At 60.5% G+C, this 23,543-nt stretch carries 22 protein-coding genes; 11 read left to right on the top strand and 11 right to left on the bottom strand.

Annotated elements, in window-relative coordinates; genetic code table 11:
- Positions 1–154: 154 nt before the first annotated feature.
- The 6 genes from QRN41_RS24025 to QRN41_RS24000 form a co-directional block, all read right to left on the bottom strand.
- A complete protein-coding gene (locus QRN41_RS24025) occupies positions 155–1,894 on the bottom strand; it encodes a dipeptidase (protein WP_167418331.1) in 1,740 nt (579 codons plus the stop codon).
- Positions 1,895–1,989: 95 nt separating this feature from the next.
- Positions 1,990–3,207 carry a phospholipase D-like domain-containing protein gene (locus tag QRN41_RS24020; protein ID WP_167418332.1) on the bottom strand — a complete coding sequence of 406 codons (1,218 nt, stop codon included), beginning with the start codon at positions 3,205–3,207 and terminating at the stop codon, positions 1,990–1,992.
- A gap of 50 nt (positions 3,208–3,257) precedes the next feature.
- Positions 3,258–3,905 carry a MotA/TolQ/ExbB proton channel family protein gene (locus QRN41_RS24015; RefSeq protein WP_167418333.1) on the bottom strand — a complete coding sequence of 216 codons (648 nt, stop codon included), beginning with the start codon at positions 3,903–3,905 and terminating at the stop codon, positions 3,258–3,260.
- Between the two features lie 18 nt (positions 3,906–3,923).
- Complete coding sequence (locus QRN41_RS24010) at positions 3,924–6,203, bottom strand: TonB-dependent receptor (RefSeq protein WP_167418334.1); 2,280 nt, start codon at positions 6,201–6,203, stop codon at positions 3,924–3,926.
- A 24-nt stretch (positions 6,204–6,227) separates the two neighbouring features.
- A complete protein-coding gene (locus QRN41_RS24005) occupies positions 6,228–6,953 on the bottom strand; it encodes an energy transducer TonB family protein (protein WP_167418335.1) in 726 nt (241 codons plus the stop codon).
- A 2-nt stretch (positions 6,954–6,955) separates the two neighbouring features.
- A complete protein-coding gene (locus QRN41_RS24000) occupies positions 6,956–7,363 on the bottom strand; it encodes an ExbD/TolR family protein (protein ID WP_034096703.1) in 408 nt (135 codons plus the stop codon).
- Between the two features lie 190 nt (positions 7,364–7,553).
- Here QRN41_RS24000 and QRN41_RS23995 point away from each other — a divergent pair, with 190 nt between their 5' ends.
- On the top strand, positions 7,554–8,108 hold the full coding sequence (locus QRN41_RS23995) for a GNAT family N-acetyltransferase (RefSeq protein ID WP_167418336.1): 555 nt from the start codon (positions 7,554–7,556) through the stop codon (positions 8,106–8,108).
- Positions 8,105–9,679 (top strand): alkaline phosphatase D family protein, encoded by a 1,575-nt coding sequence (locus QRN41_RS23990; protein WP_285422199.1) that lies wholly within the window; start codon positions 8,105–8,107, stop codon positions 9,677–9,679. Before QRN41_RS23995 ends, QRN41_RS23990 begins: the two co-directional genes overlap by 4 nt.
- 31 nt (positions 9,680–9,710) lie before the next feature.
- Here QRN41_RS23990 and QRN41_RS23985 read toward each other — a convergent pair whose 3' ends face one another.
- Complete coding sequence (locus QRN41_RS23985; protein ID WP_167418338.1) at positions 9,711–10,337, bottom strand: alanyl-tRNA editing protein; 627 nt, start codon at positions 10,335–10,337, stop codon at positions 9,711–9,713.
- A gap of 89 nt (positions 10,338–10,426) precedes the next feature.
- Between QRN41_RS23985 and QRN41_RS23980 the strand changes: the two genes are divergently transcribed.
- Complete coding sequence (locus tag QRN41_RS23980) at positions 10,427–11,359, top strand: LysR family transcriptional regulator (RefSeq protein WP_167418339.1); 933 nt, start codon at positions 10,427–10,429, stop codon at positions 11,357–11,359.
- Between the two features lie 26 nt (positions 11,360–11,385).
- Here QRN41_RS23980 and QRN41_RS23975 read toward each other — a convergent pair whose 3' ends face one another.
- Together QRN41_RS23975 and QRN41_RS23970 are read right to left on the bottom strand one after the other, a co-directional pair.
- Complete coding sequence (locus QRN41_RS23975) at positions 11,386–11,793, bottom strand: PA2817 family protein (protein ID WP_034096707.1); 408 nt, start codon at positions 11,791–11,793, stop codon at positions 11,386–11,388.
- 74 nt (positions 11,794–11,867) lie between these two features.
- A complete protein-coding gene (locus QRN41_RS23970; protein ID WP_167418340.1) occupies positions 11,868–14,315 on the bottom strand; it encodes an acyl-CoA dehydrogenase in 2,448 nt (815 codons plus the stop codon).
- Between the two features lie 192 nt (positions 14,316–14,507).
- Between QRN41_RS23970 and QRN41_RS23965 the strand changes: the two genes are divergently transcribed.
- The 4 genes from QRN41_RS23965 (at position 14,508) to QRN41_RS23950 (ending at position 17,672) form a co-directional block, all read left to right on the top strand.
- The gene (locus QRN41_RS23965; protein WP_167418341.1) at positions 14,508–15,167 is read left to right on the top strand and encodes a transglutaminase-like domain-containing protein; all 660 of its coding nucleotides are present in this window, start codon (positions 14,508–14,510) and stop codon (positions 15,165–15,167) included.
- Positions 15,168–15,211: 44 nt separating this feature from the next.
- The gene (locus QRN41_RS23960) at positions 15,212–15,829 is read left to right on the top strand and encodes a glutathione S-transferase (protein WP_167418342.1); all 618 of its coding nucleotides are present in this window, start codon (positions 15,212–15,214) and stop codon (positions 15,827–15,829) included.
- Positions 15,830–15,963: 134 nt separating this feature from the next.
- Entirely contained in the window at positions 15,964–16,896 is a 933-nt protein-coding gene (locus tag QRN41_RS23955; RefSeq protein ID WP_034137625.1) for an ABC transporter ATP-binding protein, read from the top strand.
- Positions 16,893–17,672, top strand: a complete 780-nt coding sequence (locus QRN41_RS23950) for an ABC transporter permease (RefSeq protein ID WP_034096712.1) — start codon at positions 16,893–16,895, stop codon at positions 17,670–17,672. The genes QRN41_RS23955 and QRN41_RS23950 overlap by 4 nt, the downstream gene beginning before the upstream one ends.
- Before the next feature lie 69 nt (positions 17,673–17,741).
- On the opposite strand, the gene QRN41_RS23945 is transcribed toward QRN41_RS23950, so the two are convergent.
- Positions 17,742–18,281: a TetR/AcrR family transcriptional regulator gene (locus QRN41_RS23945; protein ID WP_094066250.1), complete on the bottom strand. Its 540-nt coding sequence runs from the start codon at positions 18,279–18,281 to the stop codon at positions 17,742–17,744.
- 91 nt (positions 18,282–18,372) lie between these two features.
- Between QRN41_RS23945 and QRN41_RS23940 the strand changes: the two genes are divergently transcribed.
- The 4 genes from QRN41_RS23940 to QRN41_RS23925 all read left to right on the top strand — a co-directional run bounded on the left by QRN41_RS23940 (position 18,373) and on the right by QRN41_RS23925 (position 23,118).
- Positions 18,373–19,566 (top strand): MFS transporter, encoded by a 1,194-nt coding sequence (locus QRN41_RS23940; protein ID WP_167418343.1) that lies wholly within the window; start codon positions 18,373–18,375, stop codon positions 19,564–19,566.
- A gap of 42 nt (positions 19,567–19,608) precedes the next feature.
- Positions 19,609–19,920 carry a cupin domain-containing protein gene (locus QRN41_RS23935; protein WP_094066252.1) on the top strand — a complete coding sequence of 104 codons (312 nt, stop codon included), beginning with the start codon at positions 19,609–19,611 and terminating at the stop codon, positions 19,918–19,920.
- A 106-nt stretch (positions 19,921–20,026) separates the two neighbouring features.
- Positions 20,027–21,175 carry a TDT family transporter gene (locus QRN41_RS23930; protein WP_167418344.1) on the top strand — a complete coding sequence of 383 codons (1,149 nt, stop codon included), beginning with the start codon at positions 20,027–20,029 and terminating at the stop codon, positions 21,173–21,175.
- A 68-nt stretch (positions 21,176–21,243) separates the two neighbouring features.
- Positions 21,244–23,118: an MFS transporter gene (locus QRN41_RS23925; protein ID WP_167418345.1), complete on the top strand. Its 1,875-nt coding sequence runs from the start codon at positions 21,244–21,246 to the stop codon at positions 23,116–23,118.
- A 59-nt stretch (positions 23,119–23,177) separates the two neighbouring features.
- On the opposite strand, the gene sugE is transcribed toward QRN41_RS23925, so the two are convergent.
- The gene (gene sugE, locus QRN41_RS23920) at positions 23,178–23,492 is read right to left on the bottom strand and encodes a quaternary ammonium compound efflux SMR transporter SugE (RefSeq protein WP_034096718.1); all 315 of its coding nucleotides are present in this window, start codon (positions 23,490–23,492) and stop codon (positions 23,178–23,180) included.
- Between the last annotated feature and the right edge of the window lie 51 nt (positions 23,493–23,543).

Raw genomic sequence — 23,543 nt, 5'->3', positions numbered from 1 at the left:
GAGCACGACCTTGCCAAGGTCGGGGTCGCGAGTTCGAGTCTCGTTTCCCGCTCCATATTCAATGAAAACGCCGATCAGCGATGATCGGCGTTTTTGTGTGCGCTTGATTTTTATCAAGCTGGAGAAGCCCGCCAACACGGCGGGCTTTTTACTATTACAGCTTCGGCAACTGCCCGACGCGCCCCATCATTTCAGTGACGATCTGCAAGTCCAGCAAGAACTGATCGACCGTCTTAAACTCATTGTCGGTATGCCCGGTGTACTTCACTTCCGGGCGAGCCAGGCCGAATTGCACGCCGTTGGGCAGTTCATGCACCGAGGTGGCGCCGGCCGAGGTGCCGAATTTATGTTCCATGCCCAGGTTTTCAGTGGCGACCGCCAGCAACGCTTTGACCCATTCGCCTTCCGGGTTGCGGTACATCGGCTCGGCAATCGAATAGGTGAAGTCCACCGCCACTTTGCTGTGTTTGTCCCAGGCGCTGAGTTTGTCGGCGATTTGTTTTTTGAGCGTTTCCGGCGACTTGCCCTTCGGCACGCGCAGGTTCACCGCCAGCTTAAAGGCTTTGTCGTCCTGGCCGACGAACGTCAGCGAGGTGGTCAGCGGGCCCATAAAGTCGTCGGCAAAACCCACGCCCAACTTGCCGCCCAGGTAATCCAGGCCCCAATTGTCCGACGCATAACGCGCGGCATCGGTGATGTGGTTGTGCTTGAGGGCAATCTTGCCGTCGACGCTGTGGATCAACTCCAGCATGCGCGCCACCGGGTTGATACCCGACTCCGGCTCGGACGAGTGCGCCGACACGCCAGTGACGGTTAGTTTCACATCCTTGCCCTCAACCTTGGCGACCACTTCGAAATCACCACCGTTGCGCTTGGCATATTCCGCGCCGGCCTTTTGCAGGCTAGCCGCCAGTTCGGCCGGCTGATCGGTGACAAACGTGGCAACCGATGCCGATGGAATCTGGTTGGTGGCCATGCCGCCGGTCATCGCCACGATTTCCGCGCCGCTGCCGTCACCTTTGCGACGCGGGAACGTGGCCATGACCGTGCCGTAGCCTTTCTCGGCAATCACCACCGGGTAACCGCCATCCAGTGCCAGGTTGTACTGCGGGGTCGGGTTGTGTTCGAAGTAATACGGGATGGCGTCGCCGGAAGTTTCCTCGGTGGTGTCCACCAGCAGCTTGAACTGGCGCGCCAGCGGCAGCTTCTCTTCCTTGATCACCTTCATGGCATACATCGCCACCACGATGCCGTTTTTGTCATCTTCGGTGCCGCGGCCGTACATGCGATCGCCGATCAGTGTGACTTTGAACGGGTCGAGCTTGGTGCCGTCCTTCAGCACCCAATTTTCCGGGGTCACCGGCACCACATCGGCGTGGGCATGGATGCCGACCACTTCATCGCCGCTGCCTTCCAGGGAAATTTCGTACACGCGGTTGTCGATGTTACGGAAGTTCAGGTTGAAAGCTTTGGCCAGGGCCTGGATCTTGTCGGCGATCTTGAGGAATTCCGGGTTCTGGTACTGTGGTACGCCGTCTACGTTGAAGGTCGGAATTTCCACCAGTTCCCGCAGCGTCTCCAGAGCGGCCTTGCCGTATTTGATCCGCGTGTAAATGCCCAGCAAACGGTTGATTTCGTTCTGCTGCTCGGCGCTCAGGGTTTTGTTGTCGAGAAAGGCGTTGATCGCCGGGCCCACATCGGCGGTCTTGCCCAGATCGCCCTTGCTCAGGGTGGCCAGGAAACCGCGGAAATCGCTGACCGGCGTTTCGCCGAAGTGCTTGAGAATCGCCGTGCTTTGCTCGGCGGTGATATTGGCGAATGCCGGGGTGCTGACTGCCGTTAGCGTGGCCGCGAACAGGCTCGCAGCCACCAATTGCTTGAGTGGAAAGTGCATGGAAAGTCGCATTCCTTTGCCAGTTGTGAGTAGGACGTTTCTGATCAAACTGTCAGAAACATTTCTACACACTACCACCACTCAGGTGTATCGGGTCAATGCTGGCCAGGGTGGGGCGCTGGATACTCATCGGTCACGTTCAGGGCTCTAGCGTAGGGGCCGTCCCACAACTGTCGGTGCAAATCCCCGACACGCTTGGCCATGGTTTCGCTGCGCATCACCACCTCCAGGTTGCGCGAATTATCCAGATAGCCGCCCAGCCAATTACTGGTGCCCACCCACGCGAGCTGACCATCGATCTCCATGGTCTTGCTGTGAATCACCCGCGCGTAGGGGATAAACCCCTGTTTGGCCTCGGGCAGGGTGACGATCTTGATCTGCACATTGGGCAGCACGGCCAGACTCTTGAGGTAAGGCAGTTCCAGTTTGTCGGTGTTCCAGTTGGACACCATCAGCTTGATCGACACACCGCGCGCGGCCGCGGCCCGCACGGCATTGTCGATCACTGCATAGTAAGGGCGCGTATTGTCCGGCCCATAGGACAGCGGTGCGTAGTCGAGCAATTGCACGCGGACTTCTTTCTTCGCTTCCGCCAACAAGCGTGGCAATTCCAGCTGTGAGTCGCCCACCCCCGGCGGGTTGTAACGCTGCGGGCTGGCCACCAAGTAATTGCCGGTGCGTGCAGGCGCCTGGCCGGTCGCCGGCAATGGCACCGGCCGGTGCTCGGCCAGCGCCTGCTGGGCTTGCCAGTCCTGATCGAAAATCGCCTGCACCTGGCCCACCACCTTGGCATCGCTGATGCGCAACCCTGTTTCATGGATATGTTCCAGGGAACGCCAGTCGAAATTCTGGCTGCCGACAAATGCCTGCCGAGCGTCCACAATCATGTATTTGGCGTGGATGATGCCGCCGCTGACTTGCCCGTAGGGCAACACGCGAAAGGTCAGGTTGGGGATCGCACGCAAGCGTTCCAGGGTTGAACCCTCCGATAACTTGATGCCTTTTTCTTCCATCAAAAAGCGAATCTTCACACCGCGCTTGCCAGCGGCTTCCAGGTGGTCGATGACCTTGTCCATGACCGACCCAGGATGATCGGCCGCGTAGAACTGGCCGATATCAATGGTGTTTTTCGCCCCGTCGAACAGTTCGATCCAGACCGGGCCCGGCTGACGTAGATCGGCGGTGCCGAGGGCAGTGTCCACTGGTACGGTGTGTACCAATTCAAATCCTGGAATTGAAAAATCCGCCTGGGCAAGCGGACTGAGGAGCAAGCCGGCAAGGCCTGCGATACGCATTTTCAAGGAGGCGGACATAAGGCTCTCTTTTAAATAGAAGCGGGCGCATTGCGCGCCCGCGCAAACGGTTATGCGGTGCGGCTGTGCAACGGTGTCGGCACCAGGTGTGGCGTTTCGCTCTGCACGCGGGCGCCGCTGGCGGCGCGGATCAGCAGGATTTTCAACTGATCGTTGATGCGCTCCAGGCTGTCTTGGAAGAAGTTATGAAACACCACGCAGAACAGCGCGATGGCAATCCCCAAGCCCGTGGCGAACAACGCCGTACCGATGCCGCCGGAAATCTGCCCAGGGTCCGACACCCCCGCCGTGGCCAACGCCTTGAAGGTGTCGATAATGCCGAGGATGGTGCCCAGCAAGCCCAACAAAGGCGCGGCGGTGGTGATGGTTTCGATGATCCACAGGCTGCGGGCCAACGGTGCGCGAGTGCTCAGGTACTGGGTTTCGATTACGTCATCCAGGTCTTTGCGCGAGCCGTGGGAGGCTTTTTGTGTCAGTACTGGCAAGACCATATCCAACGGCAGGCTATGGCGACGGGCCAACTCCTGAGGCAAGTCGCGTTCGCTGTGCACATTGGCGCCCAGCACTTCCTTAAGGGCGCGGGCCTGGCGGCGCACATAGGCGAAGTAGATGCCGCGCTCGATGGTGATAAAGATGGCAATCGCCATCGCGGCGTACATCACATAGAAGGTGATGTCGTGGAGCAAATTCATGTCCATGTTCACTGACCTCGCAAGTTAGAAATTGGCTTCCAGGGAAACCGTCACGGTACGTTCCAGGCCTACGATGTACGCCGGGTCGCCGTCGCGGAAACCGCTGTAGCTGGCGGAGTTGGTCTTGGTGGTGTAGACGCCGTCCAGGTACTTCTTGTCGAACAGGTTGTCGACGTTCAGGCGCAGGGTCGCGTCCTTCACCACTTTCTTGTCCACCGGCAGGTAGATACCGGCACCGGCGTTGAATACGGTGCGGCCGGAGATGGCTTCGTCGTTGGTCAGGTCGCCATAGAGCTTGCTGGTGTATTTGCCGCCGAAGGTGCCGTAGTAGCGGCCATCGTCATAACCGATGTTGGCTGCCAGCATGTTCTTCGGCACGTTGGCGAACTGCTTGCCGCTGGTGGGCAACAGGATGGCTTTGCCGGCGTTATAGACGGTGAGGTCGTCTTGCTGCTCGGCCTTGGTGTAGGTGTAGGAGGTGTAGTAGTTGAAGTGGTGAGGCAGCAGGCCGCTCCATTCCAGTTCCAGGCCACTGTTGTTGACGGAGCCGGCGTTGATATCGGCGAAGTCGCCGTTGATGTCCTTGGAGGAGACCTGGCGATCCTTGAACTGCATGTAGAACAGCGTGGCGGCCACGGTCATGTCTTCATCGGTGTAGCGCCAGCCCAGCTCGTGGTTCCAACTGGTTTCCGGCTTGGCGTCGATGGAGCCGGCGCCCTTGTCGTACAGCACGTAGTTCTGCGGGATGCGCATGTTGCGCGAGAGGCTATAGAACAACTGGTCCCGCTCATCCAACTGGTATTTGAGGCCGGCGTTGGGCAGCAGTTTGTTGTAGGTCTGGTTACGTTTTTCGGCTTGCTCGGTGAGGCTGCCGTGGTTGGTACCGTCACGCTTGACGTTCATGTAGGCAAGGCCGGCCACCAGGGTCCAGTCCGGGTTGATGTACCAGGTGTCCTGGGCCCAGACCTTCTGCGCCGGGGTCACGGTAAAGCGGTCGCGACCCTGTACGGTGTTGCCGTTGGCATCGACCACGGCATCGCCATCCGGCCAGGTGTCGCTGGGCTTGCCGCTGTTTTTCAGGGCAATGAACGGCTGGGTCTGGCTTTGGCGCGCGCGCTCATACCAATAACCGAATTGCAGGCTGTGCTCTTCCAGGTCCCAGTTCAGCTTGGTAGTGATGCCGGGGCGCCAGGTCTGCGTGCGCGAAGGGCGGTAGTAAACGCCGGTGGTGGACGAGCCATCGGCGTTGTACTGCGCGGCGGTCGGCAAATTGCTCAGGTCGAACACCCCACCGACGTTGGAGCCGCGGTTGAGTGCATAGCTGGACGAACCGACCCCGCTGCCGTTGCCCCAGTAGTAATACGGGATCACCGACAGGGCCAGGTTGTCGGCCAGTTTGAATTGGGTGTTGAGCACGCCGGTAAAAGTCTGGAACGGGTTCTGTGCCAGGGCGTAGTAGCTGTTGACCTTGCCGTTGCTGCCCACCGACGGGGTGGCGGGGTAGGGGTCGAACTTGCGGCCGTTCTGTTGGAACTGGCTCTTGGTCAACTGGCTGTAACTGTTGTTGTCCTGCTCGTGGTACTTGAGGATCAGGTTGGCGGTGTTGCCATCGCCGGCGTCGAAAAAGCTGTTCCACTCGACTTTATCCGCGCGCACGGCGCCGGAACCACGCCACATGTCCCCTTCGGTATGCGAAGCCGACAGCCAGTTGCTCAGGCCGTTGATCTCTCCGGTATTTAGCCGCGCGAAGGTCTTGCGCGTGGCGTTGCTGCCCACGATCTGTTTGACGAATGCGCCGGTTTCCTTGGTCGGGCGAACGGTCACGATACCGATGTTGCCGCCGCTGGAGCCGATGTGCGGGCCGTCGGCCTCTGCCGAGCCCTGGGTGACGAAGATCTGCTCGATGTTTTCCGGGTCGCCCAGCAGGTTGGAATACAGCGCATAGTTGCCCGAGTCGTTGATCGGCATGCCATCCACCGACATTCCCACCTGGTCGGAGTTGAGGCCGCGCATGGTGAAGCGAAAGCCCGACAGCCCGGTGTTGTCTTCGCTGGAGATGTTCAGGCCCGGGGTGTATTTGAGCTTGTCCACGGCGTTGCCGGTGGCGGTCTGTTTATCCAGCGCTTCCTTGGTCACCGTGGAGCGGCCCTTGATGCTTTCTTCCTGCACCATGTAGCCGCCACCCGCCGTGGCCTTGCCTTGCACGCCAATGGTGCCGACATCGCTGTCGTTGGTGTCGGCCATGACCATGCCATGCCCCATGCTCGCGGCAACGAGTGCCAGATGAATCCGTGTGAACCTCATCAATGTCGTCCTGGTGTCGGGTGCTTATTGCACGCTGTAGTGGAAAGTGGCGGTGAAGCGCTGCTCATTGCGCCCCCCGAAGGCTTGCTCGGGGAACGGCTTGACTTGCTTGATACGACGCAAGCTGTTGGTGGCGGCCCGGTTGAGCAACATGCTCGACGCCTGGGTCTGTAGGCCGGAATCCAGCACGCGGCCCTGGCGATCCACCAACAACCACACCACCACCTCGCCGCTCGGGCGTTCGAGGGATGCCTGGCGGCCGGTGGGATACTGCTTGTACGTGTCCAACTCGTTGCGCAGGCCCTTGAGATAGCCACCCTCCAAGGCTTGGCCGTCGATTTTCGGCGGCGCGGGCGGTGCCGGCACAGGTGCCGCTGGGGCGGTTACGGCTGGTACCGGTTTGGCGGCGGCAACCGGGGGCGGAGTAGGCGCGGCTTTCGCCACTACCGGTTTGGGCAGCGGTTTGGGCTTGGGCTTGGGTTCGGGTTTTGGCAACGGTTTAGGCGGTGGAGGCGGCGGCGCCGGCTCGGCGTCGGCTTCCTCGATCACTGGTGGTGGCGGCTCAACCACCGGTTCCGGGATGACTGGCGGCTCTGGCTCCGGATCGACCAAGGCGAGCTCGACCGCCGACTCGTCATACACCGGCTCGACCTTCAATGTCTGGGACTGGATCCCCATGGCAATCAGCACCAGGGCGATCACGGCCGGGACACTGCCCAGCAGTTGGCGCACACGAAACAGAACGTACATGGTCAGGACTTACGCGTGGCAATGGACACGGAGGTGAAGCCACCCAGGCGCAGGGTGTCCATCACTTCCACCAGGCGCGAAACCTCCACGCCCTTGTCGCTGTTGACGATGATCGTCGACTTGGTATCGGGCTTCTCTGCGGCTTTGAGCGCAGGTACCAGGGCGTCGACGGTGAGGTCCTTGCCGTCGAGTTGCAACTGGCCTTCCACGCCCAGGGTCAGGATGAATTTGTTCTGCGGCTTGAGCTGCTGCGAGCTGCTGGCGCTGGGCAGTTGCGTCTTCATGCCGAGGGCCGGAATCACGTTCAGGCTCACGAGTACGAAAAACACCAGAAGGAACATCATCACGTCGATCATCGGGATCAATTCGATGTGCGCCTTGCGTTTTTTCGGTTCGTCCCAGGTTCTCATTCCCTTACCCCGTTATTGAATTAGGGGCGACACGCTAACAAGCAAAAATGACCGATTGGTTAACTTTAATTGACGTTTTGAGGGCTCTAGGACGGGTCTTACAGAAGACTCTAGGGTCATTTCTCCGGCGTAACAGAATTGAAATCCAAGGCGCGCATTCTCAAAAAATTTACATTGAGGGCCCTTAGGAATGAGTTGCCAATTGCCGTATCTGTCGACCCCGCGCCTGCTGCTGCACGCACTGGAACCCCACCAGGCCGAGCGGTTATGCGCCTTGGCCAACGGGCCGAAGATCGCCGATAACACTGCCAGCATTCCGTCGCCCTACACGCTGCAAACCGCGCAGGATTTTATCGAGGGGATGCAGGAAAAGTTTCGCGCCACGGGGTTGCTGAGCCTGGGTATGCACCGACGCGACGATGATGAATTGATCGGCGTCGTCAGTCTGCGCATCAACGCGGCACACGGGTATGGGCACTTGGGCGGCTGGGTGGCGGCGTCTGAGCGCAACCAAGGGTTTGCGGCTGAGGCCGCCACTGCCTTGATGGTCCATGGGTTCGAGGCGTTGGGGCTGCACCGCGTGGGCAGTCAGTGCTTCAGCCGTAATAAAGAATCGGCGCGGGTCATGGAAAAAATCGGTCTGCACTACGAGGGGTGCCTGCGCGGGGCGTTTCTTAAGAACGGTGTGCATGAAGACATGCTGGTGTTCGCCGCCCTGCGTTCTGAGTGGGAGCACCGCATATGAACGGCCCGGTCGATCAGGGGCGACGTCGGGTGCTGGCCGGGCTGGCGGTGGCCACCACGTTTTCGATCCTCAGTCCGTTCGCCCGCAGTGCCGGGGTGGACTATCCGTTCACCCTCGGTGTGGCCTCTGGGGATCCGCTGCCGGATGGCTTTGTGATCTGGACGCGGCTGGCGCCGCTGTTCAATGCCGTAGACGGGTGCGGTGGCTTGAGCCGCGGGGTGCCGGTGCGTTGGCGGGTGGCCAGCGATGCGGCGATGACCCGCATCGTGCGCCAGGGGGAGGTCATGGCCAGCGAGCGCTGGGCGCATTCGGTGCATGTGGAGGTGGCTGGGCTGCAGGCGGGGCGGCCGTATTGGTATCAGTTTGAAGGGCTGGGCGCGCAGAGCCCGGTGGGGCAATCACGTACCGCGCCACCGTTGCAGGCAATGACCTCTGCGCGCGTGGGATTTGTCTCGTGCTCCCATTGGGAACGTGGCTATTTCAGTGCGTATCGCCACTTGGCCGCCGAGCAGCCGGACCTGGTGTTTTTCCTGGGCGACTATATCTACGACAGTTCCTACGCGCCGGAGTCAGGCAAGGTATTTCGCGCCCATGGCAGTGGCAACGCGGTGAGCCTCAGCGATTACCGCAACCGCTATGCGCTGTATAAAACTGATCCGGATTTGCAGGCCCTGCACGCTGCCGCCCCCAGCGTGGCGACCTGGGACGACCACGAAGTGCAGAACGACTACGCCAACCGTTGGTCCCAGGACCCGAGAACCCCGATGGCGCCATTTCTCCAGCAGCGGGCGGCGGCTTATCAGGCGTATTACGAACATATGCCGCTGCGCGCCAGCAGCCTGCCCAAAGGCGCCGATATGCGCATTTACCGGCGCCTGGACTACGGGCGACTCGCCCGTTTTCATGTACTCGATGGACGACAATACCGTTCCGAGCAACCCTGCGTGTTGGCCAATGGCAGTCATCAGGGGCATGTGGTGACTAACCCGTGCAGCGAGTTGCGCGATCCTGGCCGCACGATGCTGGGTTGGCAGCAAGAGGCTTGGCTGGATCAGGGCTTTGCCCACTCCAGGGCGCAGTGGAATGTGATCGCTCAAGACTTATTGGTGGCGCCGCTGGTGCAACGGGACCTGACCAACCACAAGCCGGGGCGCTGGACCGACGGTTGGGATGGCTACATGGCCAATCGTTCAAGGATGCTGGCGTCTATTCAGCGCAACCGGGTGAACAACCCGGTGTTCTGGGGTGGTGATATCCACTCGTTCTGGGCCAACGATCTGCACGTCGATGGCAATGACCCGGATTCGCCGGTGATCGCCACCGAATTCGTCGGCACCTCGGTGACGTCCGATGGGCCGCCGTTCGATGCCTTCAGCAAAATCCTGCCCATGAACCCCCATGTGAAGTTTTTCGACAGCCGCCAGCGCGGCTACGTTTCGGTGGAGATGCAGGAGCGGCAGATGCTTACGCACCTGCGTGTCATCAGTGACCCGCAGGACCCTGCGGCGACGGTGTCGACCCTCAAATCTTTCGCGGTGGAGCCGGGGAGGGCAGGGGCGGTCGCGATTTGAGGGCGTCAGGGGTGAACGCTCAACACGCGCCTCAATCCAGGGTATAGCGCACCGACAGCGCGCCCTTTTTCTCGGACAGGGCCAGGATGGTGACTTGGCCCAATTCGCTCAATGTCTGCACATGCGTACCGCCGCAGGCATAGGCGGGCAGTTCGCCGAAGCCGACTTCGCGAGTGCCATTGTCCACGGCCATATGACGGGAATAGTCGGCGGCGATCCATTCGTTGAGCTGCTGTTGAATCGCCTCGGCCTGCATGGCTTGCGCCGCTTCGCCTCGGATAAACGTCACTTTGGCTTCGCCCGGCCAGTGGTGGGCTTTGATCGGCATCCAGCCGAGGGTTTCGCCGACGTTGCCGATCAAGTGACCGGCCGAATGCAGGCGCGAGTGCAGGGCGCGGCGCTGTTCATCGACCCTTGCGGTGATCGGACCGGGTTCTACAGGGTGGTCGACGTAATGCACCACGCGGTCGGCCTCGTGGGTGACACGCAGCACTTGGCTGTCGCCCAGCCAGCCGGTGTCGAAAGGCTGCCCGCCGCCTTGGGGGTGGAAGAGGGTCGATTGCAGGATCACCGCGAAGTGATCGTCGTGGGGCGTGCAACTCAGCACTTCAAGCTCGGCGGTCAGGTGGTCGTGGGTAAAAAACAGGCGTTCGGTCATCATCTGCATCCGCATCAGGGTTCTACGGGCAGTATAAATACTGCTCGAATGGGTGATAATCCGTTCAATTATCAATGGACCTGTGCGTCATGAGCATTAATCTTCCGTTGCCCCTGCTGGGGGAAATGGCGATGTTCGTCAAAGTGGTAGAGGCCGGCAGCTTTTCCGAAGCGGCGCGCCAACTGAGCGTTTCGCCTTCGGCGGTGAGTCGCGGTATTTCGCGTCTTGAGCGGGCGCTGGCGACCCGCTTGCTGCAACGCACCACGCGCAAACTGCGCCTTAGCGAGGGCGGCGAAGAGGTGTTCAAGCGCTGCCAGGAGATGGTCAACGCGGCGCGCTCGGTGATGGAGATCAGTGGCCAGTTCACCCATGAAGCCGAGGGGCTGGTGCGGGTCAGCGTGCCCAAGGCGGTAGGGCGGTTTGTCGTGCATCCGCACATGCCGGAATTCCTGCGACGCTATCCCCAGGTGGATGTGCAGCTGATCCTTGAGGATCGCCATGTGGACCTGATCGACGACAACGTCGACCTGAGTATCCGCATCACCGACAGCCCGCCGCCGGGGCTGGTGGGCCGGCAGTTGTTGCCGATCGAACATTTGCTCTGTGCGACACCGCAGTACCTGGCCGAGCACGGTACGCCGGGCCATCCCCATGATCTGGCGGCGCACAGCTGCATTTATCTTGGCGAGACACCGGCGGATTCACGCTGGAAGTTTCGCCAGGGCACCAAGGCCGTGACCGTTGCGGTACGCGGGCGCTATGCGGCGAACCATACCGGCGTGCGTCTGGATGCGGTGTTGCAGCATGTGGGTATTGGCAGCCTGCCGTATTTCACGGCGCGCCATGCCTTGGAGGAGGGGCGCTTGGTGCAGGTGTTGCCGGCGTGGGATTTTATTGCGTCGTACCACGGCGAGGCGTGGCTGCTGCATTCGCCGACACGCTATTTGCCGCCGAAGCTACGGGTATTTATCGATTACCTGGTGGCGTGCATGGCCAAGGAGCCGACGCTGAGAAAACGTTAGGAGCGAGCAGGCTCGCTCCTGGCAGATCAGTGTTTGCTCTGGTCGTCCGGCATGGCTAGCAGCTGCTTTTCTTGGTTCCAGTCGAACGGTTCGTCGTTCTGTTCGGCTTCGTAGCGACGTTCTTCCAGGGCCTGGTACAGGTCCAGTTCTTCATCGGGCATGAAGTGCAGGCAGTCGCCGCCAAAGAACCACAGCAGGTCACGCGGAACGAGATGGGCAATTTGCGGGTACCGCAGGATGACCTGACTCATCAGGTCCTGGCCCAGGTACTGGCTTTCGATAGGGTCGATGGGCAACAGGGCGCGCAGTTCGTCGAAGCGCTCCAGGAACAGGGCGTGACTTTCCTCGGGCACCTGTTCGGCTTCGCCGACGGCTACCAGGATGCTGCGCAGGTGGTCGAGCAAGACGAGATGATCGGCAACGACGTTGGACACGAGATAAGTCCTCAAAGCAAAAACGGGCGCGAGAGTATATAGCTCACGCGCCCGTAATTATATGACCGCTCGTATCAGCGGACTTTGCCCTCAGCCTGGGCCAGTTCTTCCTTGCTGAAATCATCCACGTCGATCACCTTGCGGCGTGCCGCTTCGGCGTCGCGCAGTGTCTGCGCTTCAGCCGCCTGCAACACGCCGGCGTTGAGTGCCGCGTCGATGGCGTGCTCGCCGGCAGCCGGTTTGAGCTGGCCGCTTTTGAGCGCGGTATGCAGTTTCTTTTGCAGCGGGTGGCTGGCGTTCAGCAGATCGTAGGCATGTTGCAGCGCGCCCACCGGATCTTCCGCCGATTGCGGGCGATAGCAGCCGGCCAGCAATTCTTCCAGGGTCGGGTCGCCTTTCGCACGACCGATCACTGCGGCCACTTCGGCATCCAGCGCATCCGACGGGCCAGTATGGCGACGCCCGAAGGGGAATACGATTACCCGCATCAGGCAGCCAAGCACCTTGTTCGGGAAGTTGCTCAGCAGTTCATCCAATGCACGCTCCGACTCACCGAGGCTTTCCTCCATGGCCCAGACGAACAAGGGTTCCAAGTGGTCTGGCGAATCCAGGTCGTGGTAGCGCTTGAGTGCCGCCGATGCCAGGTACATGTGGCTCAGTACATCCCCCAGACGGGCCGAGAGGCGTTCGCGACGTTTCAATTCGCCGCCCAGCAACATCATGCTCAGGTCGGCGAGCAGCGCAAACGCCGCTGCCTGGCGGTTCAATGCACGGAAGTAGCCCTGGCTCAGGCGGTTGCCCGGCGCTTTCTCGAAGTGGCCGATGCCCAGGTTCAGCACCAGCGCGCTGGCAGCATTACTGACAGCGAAGCCGATGTGCTGCATCAGCAGGCTGTCGAATTCCTTGAGTGCCTGGTCCTTATCTTCACGCCCGGCCAGCGCCATTTCCTTGAGCACGAAGGGATGGCAACGGATGGCACCCTGGCCAAAGATCATCAGGTTGCGCGACAGGATGTTCGCGCCTTCCACGGTGATGAAGATCGGCGCGCCTTGCCAACTGCGGCCCAGGTAGTTGTTCGGGCCCATGATGATGCCCTTGCCGCCATGCACGTCCATGGCGTGGCCGATACATTCGCGGCCCCGCTCGGTGAGGTGGTACTTGAGAATCGCCGACAGCACCGAAGGTTTTTCGCCCTGGTCGACGGCATTGGCGGTGAGCATCCGCGCGCTGTCCATCAGCCAGGCGTTACCGCCGATACGGGCCAGGGCTTCCTGAATGCCTTCGAAGGCCGACAGCGGCACGTTGAACTGTTCACGTACCTGGGCGTACTGGCCGGTCACCAGGCTGGTGAACTTCGCGGCGCCGGTGCCCACCGCCGGCAGGGAAATCGAACGGCCTACCGACAGGCAGTTCATCAGCATCATCCAGCCCTTGCCGAGCATTTCCTGGCCGCCGATCAGGTAGCTCAGGGGGATAAAGACGTCCTTGCCGGAGTTGGGGCCATTCATAAAGGCCGCGCCCAACGGCAGATGGCGACGGCCGATTTCAACACCGGGGGTGTCGGTGGGAATCAAGGCCAGGCTGATGCCCAGGTCATCTTCCTCGCCCAACAGGTGGTCGGGGTCGTAGGCCTTGAACGCCAGCCCCAGCAGGGTCGCGACCGGGCCAAGGGTGATGTAGCGTTTTTCCCAGTTCAAACGCAGGCCGATGGTCTCCTGGCCTTGCCATTCACCTTTGCAGATCACGCCGGTATCGGGCATGGCGCCGGCGTCGGAACCGGCCAGCGGACCGGTCAGGGCGAAGCAGGGGATATCGTCGCCACGCGCCAGGCGCGGCAGGTAGTGGTTGCGTTGTTCGTCGGTGCCGTAATGCAGCAGCAATTCGGCCGGGCCGAGGGAGTTGGGCACCATTACGGTGGAAGCCAGGTCACCGCTGCGGGTGGCGAGCTTCATCGCAACCTGTGAGTGGGCGTAGGCCGAAAAGCCCTTGCCGCCGTATTCCTTGGGAATGATCAGGGCGAAGAAACCGTGGGTCTTGATGTGCTCCCAGGCGGCGGGAGGCAGGTCCATGGCCTGGCCGATTTCCCAGTCGCTGACCATCGCACAGAGTTCTTCGGTGGGGCCGTCGATGAAGGCTTGTTCTTCTTCGGTCAACTGCACCTTGGGGTAGGCGAGCAATTTGTCCCAGTCGGGACGCCCGCTGAACAGTTCGCCGTCCCACCACACCGTACCGGCGTCAATGGCGTCGCGCTCGGTTTCGGACATCGGCGGCAGGACTTTCTGGAACCAGCTGAACAGCGGCTTGGTGAAATATTGGCGACGCAGGTCCGGCAGCAGCAGCGGCGCCGCGACGACGACCAGCAGCACCCAAAGGATCACCAACAACCAGCCCGGTGCGTGGCTCCAGGCGCCCATCGCCAGCAGGTAAACGGCGACCACACCCAGGGCGGGTAGGGGCGCGGTGCGGCGGTGTGCCAGGTAGGCAATGCCGACCACCAGAACCAGTATCCACAACAACAGCATATTCAATCCTCCGTGAAACCAAGGGCGAAACCACCAAGGAGCTTAGTCGGCATCCGAGAAAACGCGGTGGTCAGGGTGTAACCAGTTGTGCTGACAGCCCCCTGCAGCGGGCGCCGACATTTGGCCGAATCGTCGTTATCCGTGGGGTGAGCCTGTGGTTAAACTCCAGGCTTGCCTCGGAGATGAAACATCATGAATGCGTACTTGAGTCCCAGCCGCTTCATCGATAGTGACCACCCTGCGGTGGTGGAGTTCGCGGTAAAACATCGCGGAACCAGCGCGGATTTAAGTGACCAGGCGGTCAGTCTTTACTATGCCGTGCGTGAGGCTATTCGCTATAACCCCTACACCTTCAGTCGCGATCCGCGCACCCTCAGTGCCAGTTTCGCCCTGGCCAGCCGTGAGAGTTACTGCGTGCCCAAGGCCACTTTGCTCGCCGCCTGCGCCCGGTATTGCGGCATCCCCGCGCGCATCGGCCTGGCGGACGTGCGCAACCACCTGTCGACCCCACGCCTGATCGCATTGCTCAAGAGTGATGTGTTCGCCATGCATGGGTACACCGAACTGTATTTGCACGGTCGCTGGGTCAAGGCCACGCCGGCGTTCAATGCCCAGCTGTGCGAACTTTTCGATGTGCCGCCCTTGGCGTTCGACGGTATCAACGATAGCGTTTTCCACCCCTTCAATCGCCAAGGCCAGCGCTCGATGGAATACGTGGTGGACCATGGGCAATTTACCGATGTGCCGGAGGCTTTTTTCTTTTCCCACCTGCAGAAATGTTACCCGCACCTGTTTGACGATGGGCTGCCTCCCTTGCTCGGCGACTTGCAGACGGATTTAAGCCGCTCGTGAACCGGCGTATGCTGCTGCGTCCACCCATCCACTAAGGCGCGGTCATGCTGAAAATCTGGGGTCGTAAAAATTCATCGAATGTCAGGAAGGCACTGTGGTGCGCCGAGGAACTCGGCCTGGACTATGAAGCCATCGATGCGGGCGGTGCTTTTGGGGTGGTCGACACGCCGCAGTACCGTGCGTTGAACCCCCATGGGCGAGTGCCGATGATCGAAGACGGCGACTTCGTGTTGTGGGAATCCAATACTATCGTGCGCTACCTGTGCGCCAAGCACGGGGCGAGCTGGTATCCGACCGACCTCAAGGCCCGCGCCAACGCGGAAAAGTGGATGGACTGGACCACCTCGACCCTCGCCGAGCCATTCAAAGCAGTGTTTTGGGGCATCGTGCGCACCCCCGCGGAGCAACGCAACTGGGATGCCATCAATGCCGGGCGCAACGCCTGCATCGACGCGCTCGGTATGGTGGACAAGGCTCTGGCCGAACAGCCCTACCTGTCCGGCGACGCCATCGGCATGGGCGATATTCCCCTGGGCAGCTTTATCTATGCGTGGTTTGAAATGCCCATCGAACGGCCGGCCATGCCGCATCTGGAAGCGTGGTACCAGCGTTTGCAGCAACGCCCGGCCTACCGAAAAGCCGTCATGACCGCGTTGACTTAATACCTACTATTAATAAGGGTGACTGTACTTGTGCGGCGCGGCCAAGCACCATGCCTGTCCTGCGCCGCCGTTGAACTAAGGGCGGTGCGCCCTCATCTACTCTTTCTATTCCCTTCTCTGGTGCGTAATCCGATATGAGTTCCGCTCTGTCCATCCGGCAGCTAACCAAAACCTACGGCAACGGTTTCCAGGCCCTGAGTGGTATCGATCTGGACGTTGCCGAAGGTGACTTCTTCGCCTTGCTCGGCCCCAACGGTGCCGGCAAATCCACCACCATCGGCATCTTGTCGACCCTGGTCAACAAAACCAGCGGCACGGTGAATATTTTCGGTAATGACCTGGACCAGTCCCCGGCGGCGCTCAAGCGTTGCATCGGTGTGGTGCCCCAGGAATTCAACTTCAACCAGTTCGAAAAGACTTTCGACATCGTCGTGACCCAGGCGGGCTACTACGGCATCCCGGCGAAAATCGCCAAGGAACGCGCCGAGCAGTACCTCACGCAATTGGGCCTGTGGGACAAGCGCGACGTTCCTTCGCGTTCGCTGTCCGGCGGCATGAAGCGGCGTTTGATGATCGCCCGCGCCTTGGTGCATGAGCCGCGCCTGCTGATCCTCGATGAACCCACCGCCGGCGTGGACATTGAGCTGCGGCGTTCGATGTGGACTTTTCTCACCGAGTTGAACGAGAAGGGCATCACCATCATTCTCACCACCCACTACCTGGAAGAGGCTGAGCAGCTTTGCCGCAATATCGGCATCATCGACCACGGCACCATCGTCGAGAACACCAGCATGCGTAACCTGCTGAGCCAGTTGCATGTGGAAACGTTCCTGCTGGACTTGAAGAACAATCTGACCGTCGCACCGCAACTGCTCGGCTACCCCTGCCGCCTGGTGGATAGCCATACCCTGGAAGTCCAGGTGGACAAAGCCATGGGCATCACCGCGCTGTTCACCCAATTGGCGACCCAGAACATCGAAGTGCTGAGCCTGCGTAATAAAACCAATCGCCTTGAGGAGTTGTTCGTGTCCCTGGTGGAGAAAAATCTGGCGAAGGTGGCGGTATGAGTTCCGAACTGCAACCCAACCTCGTCGCCCTGCAGACCATCGTCTATCGCGAAGTGAAGCGCTTTACCCGGATCTGGCCGCAGACGTTGCTGCCGCCGGCAATCACCATGGTCTTGTACTTTGTGATCTTCGGGAACCTGATCGGTCGGCAGATCGGCGACATGGGTGGCTTCACCTACATGGAGTACATCGTGCCGGGCCTGATCATGATGTCGGTGATCACCAACTCCTACGGCAACGTGGTCTCCAGCTTCTTTGGCAGCAAGTTTCAGCGCTCCATCGAGGAACTGATGGTGTCGCCGGTGTCGCCCCACACCATCCTTATCGGTTACACCCTGGGCGGTGTGCTGCGCGGTTTGATGGTGGGCGTGATCGTGACGCTGTTGTCGCTGTTCTTCACCCATCTGCAGGTGCATCACCTGGGGGTGACGATTCTGGTGGTGGTGCTGACGGCGACGATTTTCTCGCTGCTGGGCTTTATCAACGCGGTGTTTGCGCGCAATTTCGATGACATCTCGATCATCCCGACTTTCGTGCTGACACCGCTGACGTACCTGGGCGGGGTGTTCTACTCCATCAGCCTGCTGCCGCCGTTCTGGCAGACCGTATCGTTGGCCAACCCTGTCCTGCACATGGTCAATGCCTTCCGTTACGGCATCCTCGGCGTATCGGATATCAAGATCAGCGTGGCGATCACTTTTATGATCGTGGCTACTGTGGTGCTTTACATCGGGTGTGCACGGTTGCTGGTCAGTGGACGCGGGATGCGCACCTAAGCTGCTCCGAACGCAGTGAAAATGTGGGAGGGCCAAGCGCTCTCCCACCTATGGTTTTGCATCAGGTCTTCAGGACTTCAGTGCCAGCTCGATCAGCTCGTGCAGTTCTTCAACTGGCAACGGCGCGCTCGAGAACAGAATACGAAACACTGTCGGCGCCGCCAGCAGGTTGATCAAGCGGTCCACGCTTGGCGCTGTTTCGCCGGGGTAGCGATCGACAATTGTCTGCAACTGCCCGCTCAGAATGCTGACGCAGTAGCCTGGCGTTGGGCTGCATTGCACGTCGCGCATCATCATGCGCCCCGGCTCCGAACTCATCTCATCCAGGTACTGCTCGGCCCAGGCTCGCAGGTCGCCGCGCAGGCTGCCGGTATCGGCCGGCTCGCTGTCCGGGCGCATGCGTGCCACGGCCACATCGGCGAGCAGGGCGGAGAGGTCCCCCCAGCGTCGGTAGATGGTCGACGGCGTAACCCCGGCGCGCGCGGCAATCATCGGCACAGTCACGCTGGATCGCTCGTGGGCTTCCAATAGTTCACGCACGGCACAATGTACCGATGCTTGTACCCGGGCACTGCGGCCTCCCGGGCGAAGGCCTTCTTTAATCACCATGGACGCGACCTTAACACAAAGAATTTGCTTTAAGCGTCGGCGGGTCGCACACTGCACAAAAGCAAAATATTAGCTTTAGCGGAGCGTGCCCATGTCCAGTCTCACTTCCCATCGCCCCAGCCTGGTGTTCCTGGCGATCACCTTGCTGACGTTTCTCGCCGCCTCCAGCGCGCCGACGCCGTTGTATCACCTGTATCAGCAGCACTTGGACTTTTCCGCAGGCATGCTCACGCTGATCTTTGGTGTGTACGCCCTGAGCTTGTTAGCGGCGCTGCTGACCGTGGGCTCGCTGTCGGATTACCTGGGGCGCAAGCCGGTGATCTTCACCGCGCTGGTCCTTGAGATGCTGGCGATGCTGCTGTTTATCAATGAAAGCAGTGTGGCCTGGCTGATCGTCGCGCGCACATTACAGGGCTTCGCCACCGGTATGGCCACCGCAGTGCTGGGCGCAGCGCTGCTGGATACCGATCGCGAACAGGGCCCACTGATCAACAGCCTTGCGCCGTTGCTGGGCATGGCCTGCGGAGCGATGGGCTGCAGCCTGCTGGTGGAGTTCGCGCCATTTCCGACCCAGTTGATTTACTGGGTGCTGTTCGGCGCGATGCTGCTACAAGCCTTGCTTGTGTGGCGCCTGCCGGAAACCGTCAGTCCCATCCCCGGGGCGTTAGCGTCGTTGTGGCCTACGTTGCATGTGCCTGCCCAGGCGCGCCGCGCATTGTGGATTGCATTGCCGGTGGATATCGCGGTGTGGGCCATGGGCGGTTTCTATTTATCGCTGGCGCCCTCTCTGGTGCGGGCGGCGACCGGGTCGACATCGAACCTGATCGGCGGTGCATTGGTGGCGGTGCTGACCGTCAGCGGGGCGCTGATGATTTACGGCCTGCGCCACCGTGCGGCTGACAAAGTCCTGCGTCTGGGCGCCATGCTGTTGGCGCTGGGCGTGGCGCTGATCCTCGGCGCCGTACACACAGCCAGCCTGCCGCTGTTCTTCGTCGCCACGCTGATCGCCGGCAGCGGGTTCGGCGCCGGGTTTCTGGGCGCTGTGCGCAGCGTCGTGCCATTGGCTCAGCCCCACGAGCGCGCAGGCTTGATGTCGGCGTTTTACGTCCTGAGCTATTTGGCGTTCTGCATACCCTCGTTGTTGGCGGGCACCCTGACGCGCACGTTCGGCCTGATCGCCACCACCGACGGCTATGGCGCCTCGTTGATCGTGTTGGCCCTCAGTGCCTTGATGGCGTTGCTGCTCCAGGACTGCACCAGGAGCCGCGCGACATCCAGTCGGTGATCCGGTCATAATCGGCGACTTCAACAGCCGAAGGGTTCGACGATGAAGATTATCCGCAGCAAAGACTTCACCGGCAGCCGTGCCTGGGAGGCGCTGGATATCGCCACTATGAACGGCATCACCACCCGTTTGCACTGGACCGATCAACCGTACCGCTGGCACGTCAACGACGGCGAAGAAGTATTTGTCGTGCTCGACGGTCGGGTGCTGATGCACTACCGCGATAACGGCTTTGAACAGGTAGCTGAGTTGGCGGTGGGGGACATCTTTTATGCCAGCGTCGGTACCGAGCATGTCGCCCATCCCCAAGGCCCGGCACGCGTCCTGGTAATCGAAAGTGCAGGTAGTGTCTGATTCTTATCGGTTAAATAGATAACAGTTAGAGAAATTACCCGTTATATAGATATGTGATCAGGTTCTATCATGAAATCAACCTCATAAGAGGAAGAGGACTGACACGATGACCTGCTCTACAACACTTAGATATAAACCTTTCAGTCACCTGACCCGACCTCGGGAAGTGATTCGCCAGTTCACACCCAATTGGTTCGCCGCGACCATGGGCACCGGCGTGCTCGCGCTGGCCTTGGCCCAATTGCCGGTGGCGCTGCCGGGCCTGCATGTTTTGGCCGAAGCGCTGTGGCTGTTCACCATCGTCTTGTTCATGCTGTTCAGTGGGCTGTATGCCGCGCGTTGGGTGATGTTCTTCCATGAAGCGCGACGGATCTTCGGGCACTCCACGGTTTCGATGTTCTTCGGCACCATCCCCATGGGCCTGGCCACGATCCTCAACGGCTTGCTGCTGTTCGGTCTGCCGCGCTGGGGCAGTGCCGTGGTGCCGTTGGCCGAGGTGCTGTGGTGGCTGGATGTGGCTATGGCCTTGGCCTGCGGCGTGCTGATCCCGTTCATGATGTTCACGCGCCAGGAGCACAGCATCGACCAGATGACCGCCGTGTGGCTGTTGCCCGTGGTCGCCGCCGAGGTGGTTGCCGCCAGTGGTGGGCTGTTGGCGCCGCACCTGGCCGATGCCCATTCGCAACTGGTGATGTTGGTGACCAGCTACGTGCTGTGGGCGTTTTCTCTGCCGGTGGCATTCAGCATCCTGACCATCCTGATGCTGCGCATGGCCTTGCACAAACTGCCCCACGCCAACATGGCCGCATCCAGCTGGCTGGCCTTAGGCCCCATCGGCACCGGTGCCCTCGGCATGTTGCTGCTGGGGGGCGATGCACCGGCCATCTTCGCCGCCAACGGCTTGCCAGGCATCGGCGACATCGCCAACGGCCTCGGCGTGGTGGCCGGTATTACGCTGTGGGGCTTCGGCTTGTGGTGGATGCTGATCGCCGTGTTGATCACGCTGCGTTACCTGCGCGCCGAAATCCCCTTCAACCTGGGCTGGTGGGGCTTTACCTTCCCTCTGGGGGTGTACGCCTTGACCACCCTGAAACTGGCGAACGTGTTGCACTTGGCGTTCTTCAATGTAGTGGGCAGCGTGCTGGTGGCGGCGTTGGCATGGATGTGGTTGATCGTGACCAAGCGCACCGTGGTGGGGGCCTATAAAGGTGAGCTTTTTGTTTCACCGTGTATTGCAGGATTAGGGAATAAGTAACCAGGATTAGGTAAAGTCGTGGCCTGATAATCGATAAGCCTTCAGGCCACGCAGGAACACGGACGACGATGAGCCATCCTTCCCAATTCACCTTGCTGCGCACTCGGCGATTTTTGCCGTTTTTCATCACCCAGTTGTTGGGTGCGTTCAACGACAACATCTTCAAGCAATCGCTGATCCTGGCGATCCTCTACAAACTCGCCATCGACGGCGATCGCGCCATTTGGGTCAACCTGTGCGCGCTGCTGTTTATTCTGCCGTTCTTCCTGTTCTCGGCGCTGGCCGGGCAGTTCGGCGAAAAATTCAATAAGGACGCGCTGATTCGGGTGATCAAGATCGCCGAGATCGTGATCATGGCCGTGGGCGCCACCGGTTTTCTGTTCAACCACCTGGAATTGATGCTGCTGGCGTTGTTCGCCATGGGCACGCACTCGGCGCTGTTCGGCCCGGTGAAGTATTCGATCATGCCCCAGGCATTGCGCGACGACGAATTGGTCGGCGGTAACGGCCTGGTGGAAATGGGCACCTTCCTGGCGATCCTGGCGGGCACTATCGGCGCTGGGATCATGATGTCGTCCACCCATTACGCCAAGGTGGTGTCGGTGGCGATTGTCGGCGTGGCGGTGCTGGGTTACCTGGCCAGCCGCAGCATCCCGCGCGCGGCGGCCTCCACGCCGCAATTGTGCCTGAACTGGAATATCTTCAGCCAATCGTGGGCCACCTTGCGCATGGGCCTGGGGCAGACGCCGGCGGTGTCGCGCTCGATTGTCGGCAACTCGTGGTTCTGGTTTGTCGGCGCGATCTATCTGACGCAAATCCCGGCCTATGCCAAGGAGTGGCTGTACGGCGACGAAACCGTGGTGACGCTGATTCTTACCGTGTTTTCGGTGGGCATCGCCCTGGGTTCGATGCTGTGCGAAAAGCTCTCCGGCCGTAAGGTGGAAATCGGTCTGGTGCCGTTCGGATCATTCGGCCTGACGGTATTCGGCCTGTTGCTGTGGTGGCATTCCGGCGGCTTCCCGCAGAACGTCCAGGCCAACGATTGGCTGGCGGTGCTCAGCTACGGGCAGGCCTGGTGGGTACTGGCGGATATTCTCGGCCTGGGTGTGTTCGGCGGTTTCTATATCGTGCCGCTGTATGCGTTGATCCAGTCGCGCACGGTTGAACATGAGCGCGCTCGGGTGATCGCCGCCAACAACATCCTCAATGCGCTGTTCATGGTGGTGTCGGCGCTGGTGTCGATCCTGCTGTTGAGCGTGGCCAAGCTGTCGATTCCGCAGCTGTTCCTGGTGGTGTCGCTGCTCAATATCGCGGTCAATACCTACATCTTCCGAATCGTCCCCGAGTTCACCATGCGCTTCATGATCTGGCTGCTCAGCCATTCCATGTACCGCGTGGAGCACCGCAACCTGCAGGCCATCCCGGACGAAGGCGCGGCGTTGCTGGTGTGCAATCATGTGTCGTTTGTCGATGCGCTGCTGATCGGTGGCGCGGTGCGTCGGCCGATTCGTTTTGTCATGTACTACAAGATCTACCGTTTGCCGGTGCTCAACTTCATCTTCCGCACTGCCGGGGCGATTCCGATTGCCGGGCGCAACGAAGATATCCAGATCTATGAGCAAGCCTTCAAGCGGATTGCCGAGTACCTGAAAGAAGGGGAGTTGGTGTGTATCTTTCCGGAGGGCAAGCTGACCGCCGATGGTGAGATGAATGAGTTTCGCGGTGGCGTGACGCGCATTCTGGAAGAGACGGCGGTGCCGGTGATTCCCATGGCGTTGCAGGGGTTATGGGGCAGTTTCTTCAGTCGCGATCCGAATAAAGGCTTCTTCCATCGCATCTGGTCGCGGGTGGTGCTGGTGGCCGGCGAGCCGGTTGCGGTGGAGGCGGCTACTCCTGCGCAGTTGCAGGAAGTGGTAGCGGGACTGCGCGGCACGGTCCGTTAGATTTGTACGGCTAATCAGCGCTTACCGCGGGCGGGTTGCCGACGGTAAGCGCTGGCGACCTAGGTGCTGAGCTTGAGACCAATCAACCCGAAGATGATCAATGCCACGCTGGCCAGCCGGAACAACGCCATGGATTCGCCAAACAGGATAATCCCGGCGATCACCGTCCCTACGGCACCCACGCCCGTCCATACGGCATAGGCAGTACCCAGCGGCAGCTCTTTCACGGCCAGCCCCAGCAGGCCAAGGCTCACGGCCATGGCGGCAAGCGTCAGGACGGTGGGCAGTGGCTTACTGAAACCATCGGTGTACTTCAAGCCGACGGCCCAGCCCACTTCGAACAACCCGGCAAAAAACAAAATGATCCAAGACATGGGTAACCCCTTCTGTGGATGGGGTCGTCCCCGGAATCGGCGCTTGGAAGC

Source organism: Pseudomonas sp. efr-133-TYG-23, assembly GCF_030209215.1.
GTDB lineage: Bacteria > Pseudomonadota > Gammaproteobacteria > Pseudomonadales > Pseudomonadaceae > Aquipseudomonas > Aquipseudomonas rhodesiae.
This window is presented reverse-complemented; position numbering and strand designations above follow the sequence as displayed.

What these genes read in the sequence shown, in the direction of transcription:
- QRN41_RS24025 (WP_167418331.1), bottom strand. Translation starts at nt 1,894, where the DNA reads ATGCACTTTCCACTCAAGCAATTGGTGGCTGCGAGCCTGTTCGCGGCC.
- QRN41_RS24020 (WP_167418332.1), bottom strand. Translation starts at nt 3,207, where the DNA reads ATGTCCGCCTCCTTGAAAATGCGTATCGCAGGCCTTGCCGGCTTGCTC.
- QRN41_RS24015 (WP_167418333.1), bottom strand. Translation starts at nt 3,905, where the DNA reads ATGGACATGAATTTGCTCCACGACATCACCTTCTATGTGATGTACGCC.
- QRN41_RS24010 (WP_167418334.1), bottom strand. Translation starts at nt 6,203, where the DNA reads ATGAGGTTCACACGGATTCATCTGGCACTCGTTGCCGCGAGCATGGGG.
- QRN41_RS24005 (WP_167418335.1), bottom strand. Translation starts at nt 6,953, where the DNA reads ATGTACGTTCTGTTTCGTGTGCGCCAACTGCTGGGCAGTGTCCCGGCC.
- QRN41_RS24000 (WP_034096703.1), bottom strand. Translation starts at nt 7,363, where the DNA reads ATGAGAACCTGGGACGAACCGAAAAAACGCAAGGCGCACATCGAATTG.
- QRN41_RS23995 (WP_167418336.1), top strand. Translation starts at nt 7,554, where the DNA reads ATGAGTTGCCAATTGCCGTATCTGTCGACCCCGCGCCTGCTGCTGCAC.
- QRN41_RS23990 (WP_285422199.1), top strand. Translation starts at nt 8,105, where the DNA reads ATGAACGGCCCGGTCGATCAGGGGCGACGTCGGGTGCTGGCCGGGCTG.
- QRN41_RS23985 (WP_167418338.1), bottom strand. Translation starts at nt 10,337, where the DNA reads ATGACCGAACGCCTGTTTTTTACCCACGACCACCTGACCGCCGAGCTT.
- QRN41_RS23980 (WP_167418339.1), top strand. Translation starts at nt 10,427, where the DNA reads ATGAGCATTAATCTTCCGTTGCCCCTGCTGGGGGAAATGGCGATGTTC.
- QRN41_RS23970 (WP_167418340.1), bottom strand. Translation starts at nt 14,315, where the DNA reads ATGCTGTTGTTGTGGATACTGGTTCTGGTGGTCGGCATTGCCTACCTG.
- QRN41_RS23965 (WP_167418341.1), top strand. Translation starts at nt 14,508, where the DNA reads ATGAATGCGTACTTGAGTCCCAGCCGCTTCATCGATAGTGACCACCCT.
- QRN41_RS23960 (WP_167418342.1), top strand. Translation starts at nt 15,212, where the DNA reads ATGCTGAAAATCTGGGGTCGTAAAAATTCATCGAATGTCAGGAAGGCA.
- QRN41_RS23955 (WP_034137625.1), top strand. Translation starts at nt 15,964, where the DNA reads ATGAGTTCCGCTCTGTCCATCCGGCAGCTAACCAAAACCTACGGCAAC.
- QRN41_RS23950 (WP_034096712.1), top strand. Translation starts at nt 16,893, where the DNA reads ATGAGTTCCGAACTGCAACCCAACCTCGTCGCCCTGCAGACCATCGTC.
- QRN41_RS23945 (WP_094066250.1), bottom strand. Translation starts at nt 18,281, where the DNA reads ATGGTGATTAAAGAAGGCCTTCGCCCGGGAGGCCGCAGTGCCCGGGTA.
- QRN41_RS23940 (WP_167418343.1), top strand. Translation starts at nt 18,373, where the DNA reads ATGTCCAGTCTCACTTCCCATCGCCCCAGCCTGGTGTTCCTGGCGATC.
- QRN41_RS23935 (WP_094066252.1), top strand. Translation starts at nt 19,609, where the DNA reads ATGAAGATTATCCGCAGCAAAGACTTCACCGGCAGCCGTGCCTGGGAG.
- QRN41_RS23930 (WP_167418344.1), top strand. Translation starts at nt 20,027, where the DNA reads ATGACCTGCTCTACAACACTTAGATATAAACCTTTCAGTCACCTGACC.
- QRN41_RS23925 (WP_167418345.1), top strand. Translation starts at nt 21,244, where the DNA reads ATGAGCCATCCTTCCCAATTCACCTTGCTGCGCACTCGGCGATTTTTG.
- sugE (WP_034096718.1), bottom strand. Translation starts at nt 23,492, where the DNA reads ATGTCTTGGATCATTTTGTTTTTTGCCGGGTTGTTCGAAGTGGGCTGG.